11 protein-coding genes and 2 pseudogenes are annotated in these 15,477 nt (G+C 63.7%); 8 read left to right on the top strand and 5 right to left on the bottom strand.

From position 1 onward, the window contains the following. Positions 1 to 1,292: NAD(P)/FAD-dependent oxidoreductase (locus H8B02_RS34870; RefSeq protein WP_229170400.1), on the bottom strand; the 1,292-nt coding region annotated here is incomplete at its 3' end. Positions 1,293 to 1,386: 94 nt separating this feature from the next. On the opposite strand from H8B02_RS34870, the gene H8B02_RS34865 reads away from it, so the two are divergent. Together H8B02_RS34865 and H8B02_RS34860 are read left to right on the top strand one after the other, a co-directional pair. After that, a complete protein-coding gene (locus H8B02_RS34865) occupies positions 1,387 to 1,929 on the top strand; it encodes a SixA phosphatase family protein (protein ID WP_229170399.1) in 543 nt (180 codons plus the stop codon). 156 nt (positions 1,930 to 2,085) lie between these two features. Beyond that, positions 2,086 to 2,511, top strand: a complete 426-nt coding sequence (locus H8B02_RS34860) for a universal stress protein (RefSeq protein ID WP_021077991.1) — start codon at positions 2,086 to 2,088, stop codon at positions 2,509 to 2,511. Between the two features lie 178 nt (positions 2,512 to 2,689). On the opposite strand, the gene H8B02_RS34855 is transcribed toward H8B02_RS34860, so the two are convergent. Further along, positions 2,690 to 2,872, bottom strand: coding sequence for a hypothetical protein (locus H8B02_RS34855; protein ID WP_229170398.1), 183 nt, complete (start codon positions 2,870 to 2,872; stop codon positions 2,690 to 2,692). Between the two features lie 154 nt (positions 2,873 to 3,026). Between H8B02_RS34855 and H8B02_RS34850 the strand changes: the two genes are divergently transcribed. The 4 genes and pseudogenes from H8B02_RS34850 (at position 3,027) to H8B02_RS34835 (ending at position 9,768) form a co-directional block, all read left to right on the top strand. Further along, positions 3,027 to 6,233, top strand: a complete 3,207-nt coding sequence (locus H8B02_RS34850; protein ID WP_229170397.1) for an ATP-binding protein — start codon at positions 3,027 to 3,029, stop codon at positions 6,231 to 6,233. Between the two features lie 155 nt (positions 6,234 to 6,388). Next, positions 6,389 to 7,084: pseudogene (locus tag H8B02_RS34845) on the top strand (DUF1254 domain-containing protein); the annotation flags it as partial. Between the two features lie 3 nt (positions 7,085 to 7,087). Next, on the top strand, positions 7,088 to 7,981 hold the full coding sequence (locus H8B02_RS34840) for a DUF1214 domain-containing protein (RefSeq protein WP_312001493.1): 894 nt from the start codon (positions 7,088 to 7,090) through the stop codon (positions 7,979 to 7,981). Positions 7,982 to 8,226: 245 nt separating this feature from the next. After that, complete coding sequence (locus tag H8B02_RS34835; protein WP_229170394.1) at positions 8,227 to 9,768, top strand: DUF1254 domain-containing protein; 1,542 nt, start codon at positions 8,227 to 8,229, stop codon at positions 9,766 to 9,768. A gap of 51 nt (positions 9,769 to 9,819) precedes the next feature. On the opposite strand, the gene H8B02_RS34830 is transcribed toward H8B02_RS34835, so the two are convergent. Further along, entirely contained in the window at positions 9,820 to 10,269 is a 450-nt protein-coding gene (locus H8B02_RS34830) for an HdeD family acid-resistance protein (RefSeq protein ID WP_229170393.1), read from the bottom strand. Positions 10,270 to 10,577: 308 nt separating this feature from the next. On the opposite strand from H8B02_RS34830, the gene H8B02_RS34825 reads away from it, so the two are divergent. Beyond that, positions 10,578 to 11,507 (top strand): helix-turn-helix transcriptional regulator, encoded by a 930-nt coding sequence (locus H8B02_RS34825; protein WP_229170392.1) that lies wholly within the window; start codon positions 10,578 to 10,580, stop codon positions 11,505 to 11,507. 293 nt (positions 11,508 to 11,800) lie between these two features. On the opposite strand, the gene H8B02_RS34820 is transcribed toward H8B02_RS34825, so the two are convergent. Further along, the gene (locus tag H8B02_RS34820) at positions 11,801 to 14,344 is read right to left on the bottom strand and encodes an EAL domain-containing protein (RefSeq protein ID WP_376711748.1); all 2,544 of its coding nucleotides are present in this window, start codon (positions 14,342 to 14,344) and stop codon (positions 11,801 to 11,803) included. Between the two features lie 275 nt (positions 14,345 to 14,619). Further along, positions 14,620 to 14,856, bottom strand: a complete 237-nt coding sequence (locus H8B02_RS34815) for a DUF1127 domain-containing protein (protein ID WP_229170390.1) — start codon at positions 14,854 to 14,856, stop codon at positions 14,620 to 14,622. A gap of 181 nt (positions 14,857 to 15,037) precedes the next feature. Here H8B02_RS34815 and H8B02_RS34810 point away from each other — a divergent pair. Beyond that, positions 15,038 to 15,477 (top strand): annotated as a pseudogene (locus tag H8B02_RS34810) (GntR family transcriptional regulator); the annotation flags it as partial.

The raw sequence follows: 15,477 nt of genomic DNA, 5'->3' as shown, positions 1-15,477 counted from the left end.
CCCTCGCGGTAGCGCGCCAGCACGCCCGCTGCGGACGCGGCGCCCCTCGCCCACAGGCTAATGAAATGACCGGCGACGCGGCCGGTGGTGCCGCCCGCCCAGACCAGCTCGAACGGCGAAAACAGCCGCCAGCGGTCGTCGCCCCACAGGATGCTGCGTGCGATCAACTGCCCGGCGAGCGCCGAGGTGTTGAGCCCTTGCCGACCGAAGCCGCTCGCCACCCACAGGCCCCTGCGCAACTGCCCGATCTGCGGCATGCCATGCACGGTGACGCCAACCGCGCCACCGAACGTGTCGGCGATCGGAACCTTGCCGAGCTGAGGAAATACCGTGGCGATGCGGCGCTGCACCGCCGTGCCGAGCCGCTTCGGTCGTGCGTTCCAGGTGGTTTCGGGACTGGCCCACAACAGACGATCGCCGTCGACGACGCGGAAATGGTCGATGCCGTCACTGTCGACGACCGAGCCGGCAAAGGCGATCGTCTCCGCCAGCCGTTCGCCGAGCGGTTCGGTCAATGCCGCGTAGCGCCACACCGGCAACAGCGTGTCGGACAAGCGCTTGAGCGGCGCGCCGAGATGGATATTGCCGGCGAGGACAATGTGATTGGCGCGCAACCGCGCCGTCGGCGTCACGATGCGTTTGCGGATGCCCGAGAAATCGATGCTGACGACCGGCGTCTCCTCGAAGATCCGCACGCCCGCCCGCATCGCCAGCGCGGCGAGCCCGTGTACATATCGGCGGCCGTCGATCTGGAACGCCTTCGGGTAATAGATGCCGTGAAAATAGCGGCCGGTCCTGAGCACGCTGCGCACACGATCGACCTGCCAGCCTTCGACCTCGGTCGCAAAATCCTCGCCCAGCGTCTGCAAGCGGCTGATCAGCGCCTCGCCGACGTCGACATTGGAAACCTCCAGTGCACCATTGCTCGGGTTGATACCCGGGATCAAATCCTCGGTGGCGGTGGCGCGGACATAATCAGCGCCCTCCTTCGACAGCGCCCACAATTCGCGGGCGTCGTCGAGGCCGACGCGCTCGATCACATCCGATATCGGCAGGCCGAAGCCCGGCATTACGGTGCCGAGATGATGGCCGGAGGCGTTCCAGCCGATCTGGCGGCCCTCGAGTACGGCGACGCTCGCACCAAGGCGCGCCGCCTCGCGGGCCACGGTCAGGCCGGCCAGTCCGGCCCCGACCACGCAAATGTCGACGTCGAGGTCGAACGCCAGACGGTCGCGAAACGGCGAGGCCGCCTCGTCGGGGCCGTCTGCCGCACTTGTGGAAGTCTCGCTCATGTCGTTTCTTACGAACCGCTGCGGCGCTTGTCACCTTGTCCAGGGCATGAGCCTGTAGAATTAATTCGACCAGACCGAATCGAGATGGAAGTCCATGCGCCGTTTACTGCTGCTGCGTCACGCCAAGACCGAACACGACGCGCCTTCGGGGCACGACCAGGACCGCCGTCTCGACGAGCGCGGCCACCGCGATGCGGCGGAGATCGGCGGCTGGATCGCCCGCCACCCGCCCCTGCCCAATCTGGCGCTGGTGTCGCCGGCGGTCCGCACCACGCAAACCTGGGAGATCGTGCGCGAGGCGCTGAAGGGCTCCGGACCTGCGCCGAAAGTCGAATTCGTGCCGGAACTCTACGGTGCCGATCCGGCGCATCTACTCACCGCGATCCGGATGGCTTCCGTCACCGACCCGAAGCGGCTGATGCTGATCGGCCATAATCCCGGCATGCACGAGCTCGCGCTGACGCTGACCGGCAGCGGCGACGAGGCCACCAAGCGCGCGCTCGGCGACAATCTGCCGACCTCGGGGCTCGCCGTGTTCGACTTCGCGACCGACGACTGGAACGACGTCTCCTTCCGGCGCGGAAAGCTCGTGCTGTTCGTCAGCCCTAAACTGTTGAAGCAGGCCTCGCGCGGCTGACGCAAGCGGACAGCGCCGCTCTGCCATGCTATATTGATGCCGGCGCGACAGGGGGACCGGTTCGCGGCGACACGACAAGCTACCGAAGAAAAAGAAGGCGCGCGTCCCGGCACAGGGACCAAACGGCTCCAGACCAATCGCGGACAGGAGGCGCAGATGTACAAGTCCATTCTCGTGCCGATCGACCTCGCCGATACCGATCTGGCGAAGCCTGCGATCGCAACCGCTGCGACGCTGTCGCAAACCTGGAACGGGGCGGTGCGTCTGCTCAACGTATTGCCGATGACGCCGGTGATGCTCGCCGAATATGTTCCGGCGGATTTCGACAGCCAGCAGCGTGAAACATCGGAAGAAGCGCTTGCGATCGTCGCGCGCGAATCCGGCATCGCGCCTGGGCGCATCTCCGGCGTGGTCCGCCAGGGCGGCATCTATCACGAGATCCTCGAAGAGGCCGCGACCATGAAGGCCGACCTGATCGTGATGACCTCGCACCGCCCGGCGATGCGCACCTACTTCCTCGGCTCCAATGCCGGGCACGTCGTGCGCTACGCCAAATGCTCGGTGCTGGTGGTGCGGCACTAAGGGGATGAGTTTTGGGGCCGCCGCAGGCGGCGGTGCCAAATATCGAAAACAACCCCATGCAAAGTAGCCGGTGGCGGGCCGGCGTTCGACCGGCAACTTGACACGTCGGGCAACTCAGGGATATTTTTCCAATATTCCGAAACAACATAAAGAAGCCGTTGAGGACGCGGTCATTCGCTCATGGCACGCCGCGCGGCTTGTGGGGCAGCATCGGCTCGATGGCAGTCCATTCATCGTCGGAGAGTTCGTTGCGCATGATTCGGCCCCCTTCGGTCAGGCGCTGGAACCACGGCTCGGCAGTCAGGCTCAACGAGGCGCTGACCGACGGCGATTGGTCGCTATGGACCGAAAGCGGACGCATTGTGCTCACGTTGAGTTCTTCACCTTTTGGACCCAAGGCGGACCTAAGGGACGTTCCTTCCGCTGCTCGAAATCCCGCACCCAAAGTCTTGCACCCCAAGGTCCTGTAGATGTGCCAATCTGCCTTTGGAGCGCCGGGTGGGGGAATCGATGGCATGAGCGATCTACGCGACTGGTTGCGTGGGCACAATTTGGAGCAGTACGCCGACTCGTTTGAGACGAATGACATCGGCCTCGATATCCTGCCCGACCTCGATGACCATGATCTCGAGCAATTGGGTCTATCACTGGGCAATCGCCGCCGGCTTTTGAAGGCGGTCGCGGCGCGTAACACCGCAGCAGCCCCGATTTCCGACCAGGACAAGGCTCCTTCGCCCGACAAGGCTTCGTCCGCGGCTGTGGCGCCCGGCTCTGGCGATGCCGAGCGGCGGCAGGTGTCGGTGATGTTCGCTGATATGGTCGGCTCCACTGCGCTCTCAGCGAAGCTCGATCCGGAGCTGCTCGGCGGCCTGATCCGGCGGTACCAGGACGCGGTGGCCGGTGCGATCGGGCGTTACGGTGGTTTCGTCGCCAAGTTCATGGGCGATGGTGTGTTGGCCTATTTCGGTTTTCCCCGCGCCTTCGAGGATGCGGCGGAACGTGCCGTTCGCGCCGCGATTGGAATTCTGTCGGAAGTCGGCGCAATCGAAATGCCCGACGGCACACGCGTGCAGACGCGGATCGGCATCGCCACTGGTCTCGTCGTGGTCGGCGAAATCATCGGCACCGGCTCGGCGCAGGAGCGGACCATCGTCGGTGAAACGCCCAACCTCGCGGCAAGGCTGCAGGCGCTGGCCGGTGCAGACTGCATCATTATCAGCGAGTCCACCCAAAAATTGTTGGGCGGCCTTTTCGAACTCACCCATACCGGCGAGCACGAACTCAAGGGCTTCTCCCGCCTGGTGCCAGCTTGGCGCGTGTGCGGCGAAGCCGCGGTCGAAAGCCGATTTGCTGCGATCCGCGCGAGACGCCTGCCGCTGATCGGCCGAGCGCATGAAATGGGCCTGATGCGCGAACGCTGGCATCTGGCGCGGCAAGGCGACGGCCAGATCGTGACCGTGACCGGTGAAGCCGGAATCGGCAAATCGCGCGTGATCGAGGCGCTACAGCAAGAGCTTGCGGCCGAAGCTCACGCGCGCATCAATCTGCAATGCTCTCCCTATCACAGCGACAGCGCGCTCTACCCGGTGATCCACTATCTCAACCGCGTCGCCGGCCTTGCGCTTGCCGATCCATCGGATGTGCGCACCGAGAAACTCCGCTCGCTTCTTGGCGCGCGGCACATCGCCGATCCGGCTGCGCTGCCGCTGTTGGCCGAGCTGTTGTCGATCCCGCTGGCTGAGACAGCTCCCGCCGCGTCGCCGGCCCAGCGCAAGGCCGCAACGCTGGCGCTGATCGTCGAGATCATGACGCGGACCAGCGACAGCGAACCGGTGCTGACCGTACTGGAAGACGCGCACTGGATCGATGCGACCACGATCGAACTGATGACGCGATTGGCCGACAGCATCGCCCGCGCGCGGCTCCTTGTCGTGGTATCGGCGCGACCGGATTTCACGCCGCCCTGGCTGTCAAGGCCACACGCCACGCTGATCACGCTCGGACGCCTCGGCCGCCCCGAATGTATGCAGGTGGTCGCGAGCGTCGCCGCCGCGCATGGGCTGACGGCGGACACGATCGCCGCGATCATCGCCAAGACTGATGGCGTGCCGCTGTTCGTCGAAGAGCTAACCCGAAGCGTGATGGAGTCGGCGGGCCAGGACTCGGTGCCGGCGACGCTGAAGGACTCGCTGATGGCCCGCCTCGACCGTCTCGGCGGCGCCCGCGAGGTGGCCCAGATTGCCGCGGTGATCGGCCGGCAATTCACCCTTGCCTTGCTGGAAGCGGTAGCAGGCAAGGACAACGACGCACTCGAAGACATGCTGGCAAAGCTGGTTGCCGCGGGAATCGTGTTTCCTGAGGAGCGTGGCCTCGAGCGGAGCTTCAACTTCAAGCACGCGCTGGTGCGCGACGCCGCCTATGAAAGCCTGTTGCTGACGCGCCGCCGAGAATGGCACGGGCGCGTCGGTCTTGTGCTGGAGCAGCGTTTTGGCGATGTCGCTGCCAAGGAACCGGAGTTGCTGGCCTATCATTTCGGCGAAGCGGGTCAACTCTTTCTCGCTTGCGATTACCGCATGCGCGCTGGCAACCAGGCCATGAACCGTTCGGCCTATGTAGAGGCGATCGCGCATTTCACCGCGGGTCTCAGGCTCGCTGAAACCATGCCGCCGCAAAACGGCCTCCGCCGGCAGCTGGAGTTCTGGCTCAAACTCGGTGCGGCGTCGGTTGTCGCGCACGGCTTACAAAGCGCCGAGGCCGAGACAGCCTATACCAAGGCTGGCGAGATCGGCGAGCAGCTAGGCGACGGCCCCGCTTCCTTCCAGGCCAAATGGGGCCTCTGGATCAACGCCAACCTAAGGCGCAAAACGGCGCTGGCGCGCGACCGGGCCGGCGAACTGGTGTCGCTCGCGCAACAGTCAGACGATCGCGAGTTGTTGCTCGAAGCCTATCATTGTCAGTTTTCAACGGCATATTTTCGCGGCGACGTCGGCAGCGCACTGGAGGGCTGCCAGCACGTCATCGCGCTTTACGACGTGATGCAGCATCGTCATCTCGCGCACGCCTTTGGTGGCCACGACCCCGCCGTCTGCGCCCATATCCAGTGCGGCAATTCATGGCGGCTATCGGGCGACGAACAACAGGCAAGGCCGCATTTCACGCAAGGCATTGCGCTGGCTGAAATGCTCGACCATCCGAACAGTCTCGCGCACGGGCTGCACAACGTCGGTATTGGCTATCAGCTCGGGGGAGACCGCGAAGCGACGTACGCGGCAGCACATCGCGCGGCCGCGCTGGCCGACAAATTCGGCCTACCGCCATGGCGCGCCAGCAGCCTGATCCTCGTCGGGTGGGCCACCGCAAGCGGCGCAGCGGCTGCGGACGCCGTGCGGCTAATCGATGCGGAGATCACCAACGCTACCGCGGCCGGTCCGCTGCCGCAATATTATCTCGGCCTCGCAGCCGAAGTTCTGCTTGCCGCGGGCCGGGCCGCGGACGCACTCGGTCATCTCGACCGCGCGATCGCGGGTATCGACGAGGCCGGCATCGGCATCTACCTGCCCGAGATCTATCGCTTGCGCGGCGCGTGCCTGCTGGCGCTCGACCGCGGCAACAAGACTGAGGCACGATCAGCCTTCGCAACGGCTGCCGATATCGCCAAGCGCCAGGGTGCGGTCATCTTCGAGCGCCGCGCGCAGGCTTCATTGTCCGAGTTGGCGAAATAGCGATTGTTGGATTGCGACCGCAGAACTATGCCTGAGATGTCAGATCATGGCCCCCAAGCGGACTCCGTTGATCTAGATCAATACGAACACTGCGCCGCCTCTGTTTTCTTTGTGCCCGATGTTCCTCAAGGCGGACGCTGCACTCGGAGGACAACATGAAAGCTTGCACGAAATTAACGTCGATGCTTGCCTCGATTGTTGTCGCACTCCTGGCCAGCGTTACAGTGCACGCGCAGACCAGCACACAACAACCCTACGAGGTGCGGGCTTTCACACCCGCTCATGCCGATCTTGCCCGCTCCGGCGGCGTGCCGGCGCAGCTCGCCAACCGGGAGTACATCGAGGCGCTTGCGCGGCTGGTTTACTATTGGGGCTATCCATCTGTCGACGTGATGACGCGCACGAGCCAGTGGGAAACGATGAAACAGGGTCCCGGAGCGGTGCTCGGAGTGTTTCCTGGCGGCCCGGTGAACACGGGCGGCTGTCTGAGCGACTACATGGCACCATCCCAGCGCATGGTCGTGACGCCGAACAATGACACGATCTACATGAGCGGCTTTGCCGATCTTGGGCAAGAACCGGCCGTTATCCAGACCCCAACTAACGTGCCCAAAGGGCACTACTGGACTATCCAGATCGCCGATGTGTTCACGAATGTCATCTATCAAATCGGCTCAGCCGCTGGAACGCCGGGTGGCTAGTACCTGCTTGTTGGTCCAGGGTGGAGTGGCCAAAAGCCGGATGGTTTTGTCGACGTGCTTCGAATGCCGACCAATGTCGCCTGGGTTCCTGGGCGCAGTTTCGCGGCGCATACGCCCGAGGCCAAAGCCGAAGCACTCGCGGTGCTCGGCCAGATGCGTATCTTTCCACTGAGCCAGAACCAGCCGGGCCAGCAGCCAGTAGACTGCAGGGACGTGGCGCGGAATGCAGTTTTCCCACCTGGATTGACAGCGGAAATGATCGCGGCCGACCCGTATGCGTTCCGGCCGGAATGGGTCGACCCGAAAACATTCTGGGATGGCCTTGAAAAGGTGCTGGCCGCGAACCCAACGGTCGGTCCAACGGATGCAGCGATGGCGGATCAGGCGCGGAATTTGATCGCTTTGCGCAAGTCAGACGCGAGCTACAAGGACCTGCTCGACCGCGCAGCTCTTAATGCGGACGTTTCGTTGCACGCAAGCAGCCGTTACGAACAGGTCGGAGTCGATGCCGGCAACGGCTGGCAGCGCCAGGAGAACGGCGGTGTTTGGGGAAGCGACTGGTTCGGCCGCGCCCAGGCCGCCGTCATCTATATAATGGTTAATGACCACCGCGAGGCGATCTATTCCCTTCGTGGAACCGACGCCAAGGGCGCTTTGCTGGAAGGTCGCAACACCTACACGATGACGTTCCCGAAAGACGGACTCCCACCAATGGACCGATCGCGTGGCGGGTTCTGGTCGCTGACCATGTATGACAAGGACTACTTCATGCTCGCGAAGTCGCCGAATGGGCGTACCAATATCGGTACGGTCAGCCTTGATGCCAACGAGCTGAAGTTCGCACCGGACGGCTCGCTCATCATAACGATTGCGAATGCGCAGCCGGCCGACGCGGTTACCCGCGCCAACTGGCTGCCCGCGCCTGAAGGGCAATTCGCCCTCATCGTGCGGGCCTATGTACCCACGCAGTCCGTTCAAAACGGCAGCTATAAGCTGCCGAATGTGGAGCGTGCGGCAGTCAGCACTACCGTGGGCCGCCAGCAATAAGAGAGCCGAGCTCAACCAGCGATTTCTGCTTCTGGCCCCGAAGGCGAAGAAGCCAGGGAACACTGCGCTGGTCCGCAGTCAGGGGCAGACCGGACGTGTGTCTCGGATCCTCGACCGCCGGTTGTGACCCTGATCGGAAACTTATTGATTTGGATCAACGGTACTTGCGGGGATCCAGCTCACGGTGACGGCATTGACCTCGTTTGCGCGGCTGTCCGCACGATCCCGCAAACCAGGAGGAGGACATGAGCGATCCAGCCACATTCAATCGCCGCGACATACTGATCGTGGGAAGTGCGATGCTCGCATCTACCGCGTTGCCCGAAACGACCGCTCTCGCCCAGACGCACGCCCGGCCGAAATTCGCAACTGACATTCCACCGTCCGTCACCACGCCCGACACGATCGAGACGCGGCTCGGCACGCTCAAATACACCGACGGCTTTCCAGACGACGCGACTGTCCAGAAGGTTTACGACAACCTCGACTTCCAGCGCGCGACGCAGGCGTTCCTCACGGCGATGCCGGCGGCTTCGCTCGTCGCGATCCGCAAGGGGCTCAGCGGTTTCGGTCCGGCCAGCAACACCGTCGTCCTCTTCGAGGACTTGATGGACTCGCGCTCGCTGTTTCTGACGGCCAATACGGACACGGTGTACGCGTGGGCCTGGATCGATCTCAAGAACGGCCCGGTCGTCCTCGAAAGCCCAGCCAACACACTCGGTCTGGTCGACGACTTCTGGTTCCACTACGTCGCGGATCTGGGCAACGCCGGGCCCGACAAAGGCCTGGGCGGCAAGTTCCTGTTCCAACCGCCTGGCTACCAGGGCGACGTACCGAAAGGGTACTTCGTCTTCAAGTCTCCCACGTTCGGCAACCTGTTCTTCAGCCGCGGATTCCTCGTCAACGGCGACCCGAAGCCGGCGGCTGACCGGTTCAAAGAGAACCTGCGCATCTACCCGCTGGCGCAGGCCGCCAATCCGCCGGCGACGAATTTCGTCAATGGCTCGGGCAAGGCGTTCAACACCGTTCACGCCATGGACGTCTCGTTCTTCGACGAGGTGAACGAGGTCGTGCAGGAAGAGCCGAACGAAGCGATCGATCCGGAGACGCTAGGTCTACTCGCGTCGATCGGCATCGAACAGGGAAAGCCGTTCGCGCCGGACGAGCGGATGAAGAAGATCCTCGTCGATGCCGCGGCGGTCGGCAGCGCCACGGCGCGGGCGATCACGTACAGAGCCAGAGGCGACGAGTTCTACCTCGCCCCGGGCAAGTCGAATTGGCGCTATGCCTTCATCGGCGGCAGCTACCAGTTCGAGCACGACGGCGCGCGCATGCTCGATCCGCGCACCTACTTCTTCTTCTACGGCACCGGCATCACGCCGGCGATGGCCCGCAAAATGCCGGGCGTCGGTTCGCAATACGCGGTCGACTTCCTGGACGTGAACGGCCGGCCGTTCGACGGCGGCAAGACCTACCGACTGCACCTGCCGCCGAACATCCCGGCGAAAAACTTTTGGTCACTCGTGCTCTACGACAACCAGACCCGCTCGATGCTTCAGACCGACCAGCAGTTCCCGAGCATCAGCAGCCAGAAGATAGACACGGTCATCAATCCCGACACGTCGGTCGACATGTATTTCGGCCCGACGCCGCCACCCGGTAAGGAAGCGAACTGGGTACAAACCATTCCCGGCAAGGGCTGGGGCACGATTCTGCGCCTCTATGGTCCGCTGCAGCCCTGGTTCGACAAGACCTGGCGGCCCGGCGAAGTTGAAGAGGTGACTTAGCCTACGTCCGCCTTTGGCCCCAATCCGGACATCAACCAACCGGTTTCCGCTTCAGAAACCCAAATGCACCAGAGCCAGCAACTGGTTGGTCAGGACGGTTTGTCGTGCCGACAACGGCACCCATTTCAGGGCTGCCGCGTATGCTGTCCAAGTTGCCTCACCGCGTTGACGTAAGACAGGTCGCGGCCAAAATCGCTCATACATCAAGAGCACCATTGTTGTTTGGCCGCTGCAGTAAAACGTCGCGATGGCGGTGAGGATGCTCATGACGCCGCTCAGGCCCAACCAGAAGCGCGGACCTGTCTCGCCCTCGGAAGCCTTAACAGCGGCCCAGAGGGCGATAACTCCGTCGATCAGGGCATGGGCTCCCCACAGCAAGGTCAGCGTAACCAGCGTAGGACCACGCCAAAAGAATGCGAGAACGCCAAAGCCGATAAAGACGATTGCGCGCAGCAGCACGAGCCACTGATCGTCGGTGAGTGGCATCGGTAGCTTCGTCATTGGTGATTTGCTCCATCAATTGCTTTTCGTGCAGCGAGCGCCACACCAGCGAACGTGCCCGATGGATAGGGTCACATCGCGCCAAGCTACTTGAACGACCATGCTTGGTTTGGGACGTGTTTCTCTCAATTCCTCAGGAGGTCATGCTCGTTCTGGCGTTTTGAACCAGCAGCCTTCGCTGCGGTCCGACGCCCCTTTTGATTTGGCCTCGGCGCAAATCCGGAAACAATGGGTTTCGATAGTTTCCGTTGTCGATCTTCCGACGAAAGAGCAAATTACAGGGGAAGAGGCAAGAGTGAGGTTGGGCTATGGGTATGAACCTGGAGGCCGTGGACCGGCTTCGCGCTTATGGAAACCATCTGGCGGAACTCTTCCATCAGAGAGAGCCAAGGTCCCACGTCACTCGCACGCGCAAGCACGACGTGCTGGCGGTGACCCAGATCAGGTCTCACGCGCCAATGTCAGCGCCCAGCCATTCGGTCGCCCGTGATGAGGCCTATCACGTCTGCCTGATGATCGAGAGTTTGCCGGACCTCGAGCTGTGGCAAGACGGTCATTCAGTCAAAACAGAACCGTTCAACGCCGGCACGACGGGGCTATTTGATCTTCGCCGCGACCCGCGCGGCTTTCATCGGACAGGGTACAACATTCTTCCGTTCTACCTACCCCGAGCGGTGCTCATCGACATAGCGCAGCAAAACTGCGTGCGGTTTGATGGTGAGCTTCAATATACCTTCGGCTCGAGCTACGACGATGCGATCATCCGCAATCTCGGTTCGGCGCTGCTTCTTGCACTTGAGCGAGACCATCGCGTCAATGGATTGTTCCTCGACCACATTCTTCACGCGGTGGGCTCTCACGTCGTCGAGCGCTATGGCGCGCCGGGGGCGACGCGAGCACACGCGAGGGGTGGGCTTGCCTCTTGGCAGGAGCGGCGCGCCAAGGAACTGATGTCCGCGAGCCTTAGCTCCGACGTTACACTGAAGCGGCTCGCGGAGGAGTGCGGATTGACAGTCTCGCATTTTGCGCGGGCCTTTCGGCAATCAGCGCAGGTTCCTCCCCACCGCTGGCTGCAAGAGCGCCGTGTCGAAAGGGCCCTCACCATGCTCGCGGGCCGCGAGGCGTCGCTTTCCGAAATTGCCATAGATTGCGGCTTCGCGGATCAGAGCCATTTCGCCAGGGTCTTCAGGCGGCACATCGGCATTAGCCCGGGGAAGTGGCGCAAGGAAAATGCCTAGGATGGTCGATAAACTGCGGAGTATCCGCTGTCGTCCTCAAGTCGGCGGTCGACCGGGTAGCAGTTTGCGTCGGATGCCGCAGACGAAGCGTAAGAGTAGGATCAGGAACGTCCGAGTCTGGCCCTTCACGAACCTCCGGCGAGGTCCGCCTTCTCGCCGTTGTCAGGGTGAGAGCGGACGTCAAGCGCTCCTCATCCAATTCCGATTTGTGAGTACATGGCCCAGCTAATCGGTCAGCGGCCACCATCGAGGCAAAGCCACGGGCAAAACAATGCTGCCAAAGCGGAGTTCGCCTAGAGGCGATTCCGTTTTGGCTGGATCCGGCACGCCTCGCGCTCGATGCTGGCGGCCACCAGCGGCGCCTTGTCGGCGGCGACGGGCGGGGAAAACACGAAGCCCTGCACCAGATCGCAATCGAGCCCGCCGAGCACGTCCACTTCGGCCGACAATTCGGCTCCCTCCGCCACCACGGTCATGCCGAGCCCGTGCGACAGGGCGATGATGCCGCCGAGCAGCTTGCGCTTCTCCGGCGCGGTGGAAATGCCGTCCACGAAGGCGCGGTCCACCTTCAGCCAGTGGAACGGCAGGCGCGTCAGATAGCCGAGCGAGGAATAGCCCGAGCCGAAATCGTCCAGCGCCAGCCGGACGCCGAGACCGGAGAGCGCCGTCAGCGTGCGGCTGATGCGCTGCTCGGTATGATCCACGAACAGGCTTTCGGTCAGCTCCAGGCAGAGCAGCTTCGCCGGAAAGCCGGTCTCCGCCAGCACGGCCGCGACGGCCGAATCGAAGTCCACGTTCCAGATCTGCGCCGGCGAGACGTTGACCGAGACGGAGCGCGGCGGCAACCCGGCATCGAGCCAGGCGCGGCCCTGCCGGCAAGCCTCGCGCAGCACCCATAGGCCGAGATCGACGATGAGCCCGGAGCTTTCGGCGATCGGGATGAACTCCGCCGGCGAGATTGGTCCGCGCTCGGGATGGGTCCAGCGCAGCAGCGCTTCGAAGCTGGTGACGCGGCCGGTCCTCAGGTCCACCTGCGGCTGGTAATGGGCCTCGAGGGTGCCAGCCTCAACCGCGTGGCGCAGATGCTGGCCGAGATCGAGCCGTTGATCGACTACCTGGGCATAGACCGGCTCGAACAGTTGCGCGCGGCCGCGCCCGGCCTCCTTGGCCATATAGAGCGCGAGGTCCGCATTGCGCACGGCAGTCTCCGCCGTCGCCCCATGCTCCGGCAGGCGGGCGATGCCGATGGTGGCGCCGACGAAGGCCTCGCCCTCGGCGAGATCGACGGGAACGGACAGCTTGCCGATGAGCCGATCGGCAAGTCCGGTCAGCGCGGCGTCGGACATGCCGCATCCCTCCGCCAGCACGGCGAATTCGTCGCCGCCGAGCCGGGCGATGAAGGCGCGCGGCCCCAGCTCCTGCCGCAGTGCCGCCGCTACCTGGATCAGCAATTTGTCGCCGGCGGCATGGCCGAGGGAATCATTGACCTCCTTGAAGCGATCGAGATCGATGAGCAGCAGCGCGGCGCCCCGGTCGTGCCGGGTGCAGCCCTCGATCAGGGCGGCGAGCTGGCGCGTGAACAGCGCGCGATTGGCGAGCCCGGTCAAAGGGTCGGTATAGGCGAGTTGCTCGAGTTGTCGCTCAGCCTCCTTGCGCTCGGTGACGTCCTGCACGGTGCCGATGATGCCGATGACCTTGTCGTGGGCGACCTCCGCCTTGCAGATGACAGCCAGATCGCGGGCCATGCCGTCCGCGTGCAAGATGTGCAGGTCGGTGGCCTCGGTCCTTCGGGTGCGGACGACCCTCCTCTGCAGGTCCTTGAAGCGGTCGGCGTCGCCGTCCAGGAAATAGGGCCTCATGCTCTCATCGGTCGGCTCGAACGTGTCGGGGTCGAAGCCGAGAAGCTGGTAGAGTTCGGGCGCCCAGGTCGTGCGGCCGGTGTCCAGACGGTAGCTCCAGGTGCCGATCTTGCCGAGCCGATGGGCTTCCTCCAGCGCCCGCGTGCGCTGGTCGAGCAAAGCCTTGGCCGCCCTGAGCTGGGTGATGTCGCTGGACGTGCCGCGATAGCCGAGAAAGCTGCCATCATCGGCGTAGATGGGCTTGCCGCTGGTGCAGATACTGACGCGCGACCCGTCCTGGCCGATCAACGTATAGGTGAAGTCGCGAAAAGGGCGATGGGCCTCCATGTCGGCCCGGTGCCGCGCCATGGCCTCCCCGTCCTCGGGCGCATAAGCCAGTTCCCAGCGCGCCTTGCCGCCGGACGCCACGGTCTGGAAGGCCGCATTGCCGGCAAGCGATTTGGGATAGGGCAGCAGCCGGTGGGCAGCGTCGCTCTCCCAGCACCAGTCCGAGGCGGTAGAGACAAAATCGGCCAGCCGTTGCTCGCTCTCCGTCAGGCGCCGTAGCGCGGAAGTTTCCTCCGTGACGTCGCGGACAATGCCGGACACGCGTCGGACCTGACCGCGCGCGTCGAATTCCGGCTCGCCATGCACCACGCAGTCGAGCAGGCTACCGTCGGAACTGCGGAGCCGCGTCCGCACCGCATAGGGCTGCCCCTCCGCCCAGCAGGCCGCGTAATGCGCCTCCAGAACCTTCCGGCTTTCAGGCAGATAGCGCTCACGCACCGTGGCAATGGGGATGAAGCCGTCGACCGTTTCGAATTCGTAGAAGGCGGCGAGCTCGGGCGATATCCAGAAATCGGTCGCCGCGGCACTCTGCGACTCCCAGTAACCCATGCGGGCCAATCTGATGGCGCACCGCAGCGACCGCTCCTCATGCCAGCGGCGGCGCGCTTCCCGGGTCGGGGCCGGCCCTTGCGACAATTTGCGAGCGGCCATCGGTCCCCAACTACAACGCTAGCGTACGCAACTAATACGCTAGCATAGAGCGCCACAACCTTGGAGCGATGGCGGCGACAAACCGGGGTTCTTCGGCATCTTTGGTGTAGTTTCGGTGAATTCTGCAACCGGCAGCAAGTGTCCGGACGGGACCTGGTCTGAACAGTTCTTCGCCACGCTCAAACACTGGTTGGTTAAAGCCGCGCAGCGAGCCATCGCGGCCGTCTGCGATGCGACCGCTCCGATCACGCGAAGCCGTCGCACCACGCTTCTGTTCAGCGGATCCGCACCAGCTCCATATCGAGGTCGCCGGCGACGGCAGGCTCGATCTGGCAGCGCGAGATCCCGATATCGCGTAGCGTCCGGTCATCGAGCTGGCGCAGCGTCTTGATCGCCTCCCGGCGCACCCAATAGGTCGCGAGTGCATCGCCCCACACTCGGAGCAATCGGAGCAATCCGCCCATCATGCTGGACCGCGCGGGCGATGCCGCAGCTGAGTATATCGTCGTCATTGTCATCTCCTTCGATGCCCAAACGGCAAAGCTATGCCGTTGACACAAATGCCGTTTCGACACCTGCGCCGTCGTGACCGCGGATTGCTTGCGCGCTCCTCGGTGCAATCATGGGCTTGTTCCTTCTTAAATGATCCGGTACATTACTCGGAGCAAGTAAAACATTGCTCTCGGTGCAATAATGTCGAGGTTCGAATATCTGAAGCTGGCGGATGCGGTGGCCGCCGAGATCGCCAGCGGCGCGCTGAAGGCGGGCGACCGCCTGCCGCCGCAGCGTCATTTCGCCTATGACCGCAACATCGCCGTCTCGACTGCGAGCCGGGTCTACACCGAGCTGTTGCGGCGCGGGCTGGTGGTCGGTGAAGTCGGCCGCGGCACCTTCGTGTCCGGCGAAGGGCGCCGCGGCAACGTAGCTCCGCCTGAGCCGCGCGCGCCCGCATCGATCTCGAATTCAACTATCCGCTGCTGCCGCATCAGGCGACGATGATCGCCAAGAGCCTCGAAGGGCTGGAGCGTCCCGAGGTGCTCGAGGGCGCGCTGCGGCCGGCCACCAGTTTCGGCACGCGGGCGGCGCGAACCATCTCCGCGGAATTCCTGGCGCGCAAGAGCTGGGCGCCGAAC

This window comes from Bradyrhizobium altum (assembly GCF_020889705.1).
Lineage (GTDB): Bacteria > Pseudomonadota > Alphaproteobacteria > Rhizobiales > Xanthobacteraceae > Bradyrhizobium > Bradyrhizobium altum.
This window is presented reverse-complemented; position numbering and strand designations above follow the sequence as displayed.

Excerpts from the sequence above, each read along its gene's own strand:
- H8B02_RS34865 (WP_229170399.1), top strand. The coding sequence starts at position 1,387 with ATGCGCCGTTTACTGCTGCTGCGTCACGCCAAGACCGAACACGACGCG.
- H8B02_RS34860 (WP_021077991.1), top strand. The coding sequence starts at position 2,086 with ATGTACAAGTCCATTCTCGTGCCGATCGACCTCGCCGATACCGATCTG.
- H8B02_RS34855 (WP_229170398.1), bottom strand. The coding sequence starts at position 2,872 with ATGCGTCCGCTTTCGGTCCATAGCGACCAATCGCCGTCGGTCAGCGCC.
- H8B02_RS34850 (WP_229170397.1), top strand. The coding sequence starts at position 3,027 with ATGAGCGATCTACGCGACTGGTTGCGTGGGCACAATTTGGAGCAGTAC.
- H8B02_RS34840 (WP_312001493.1), top strand. The coding sequence starts at position 7,088 with ATGCGTATCTTTCCACTGAGCCAGAACCAGCCGGGCCAGCAGCCAGTA.
- H8B02_RS34835 (WP_229170394.1), top strand. The coding sequence starts at position 8,227 with ATGAGCGATCCAGCCACATTCAATCGCCGCGACATACTGATCGTGGGA.
- H8B02_RS34830 (WP_229170393.1), bottom strand. The coding sequence starts at position 10,269 with ATGACGAAGCTACCGATGCCACTCACCGACGATCAGTGGCTCGTGCTG.
- H8B02_RS34825 (WP_229170392.1), top strand. The coding sequence starts at position 10,578 with ATGGGTATGAACCTGGAGGCCGTGGACCGGCTTCGCGCTTATGGAAAC.
- H8B02_RS34820 (WP_376711748.1), bottom strand. The coding sequence starts at position 14,344 with ATGGCCGCTCGCAAATTGTCGCAAGGGCCGGCCCCGACCCGGGAAGCG.
- H8B02_RS34815 (WP_229170390.1), bottom strand. The coding sequence starts at position 14,856 with ATGACGACGATATACTCAGCTGCGGCATCGCCCGCGCGGTCCAGCATG.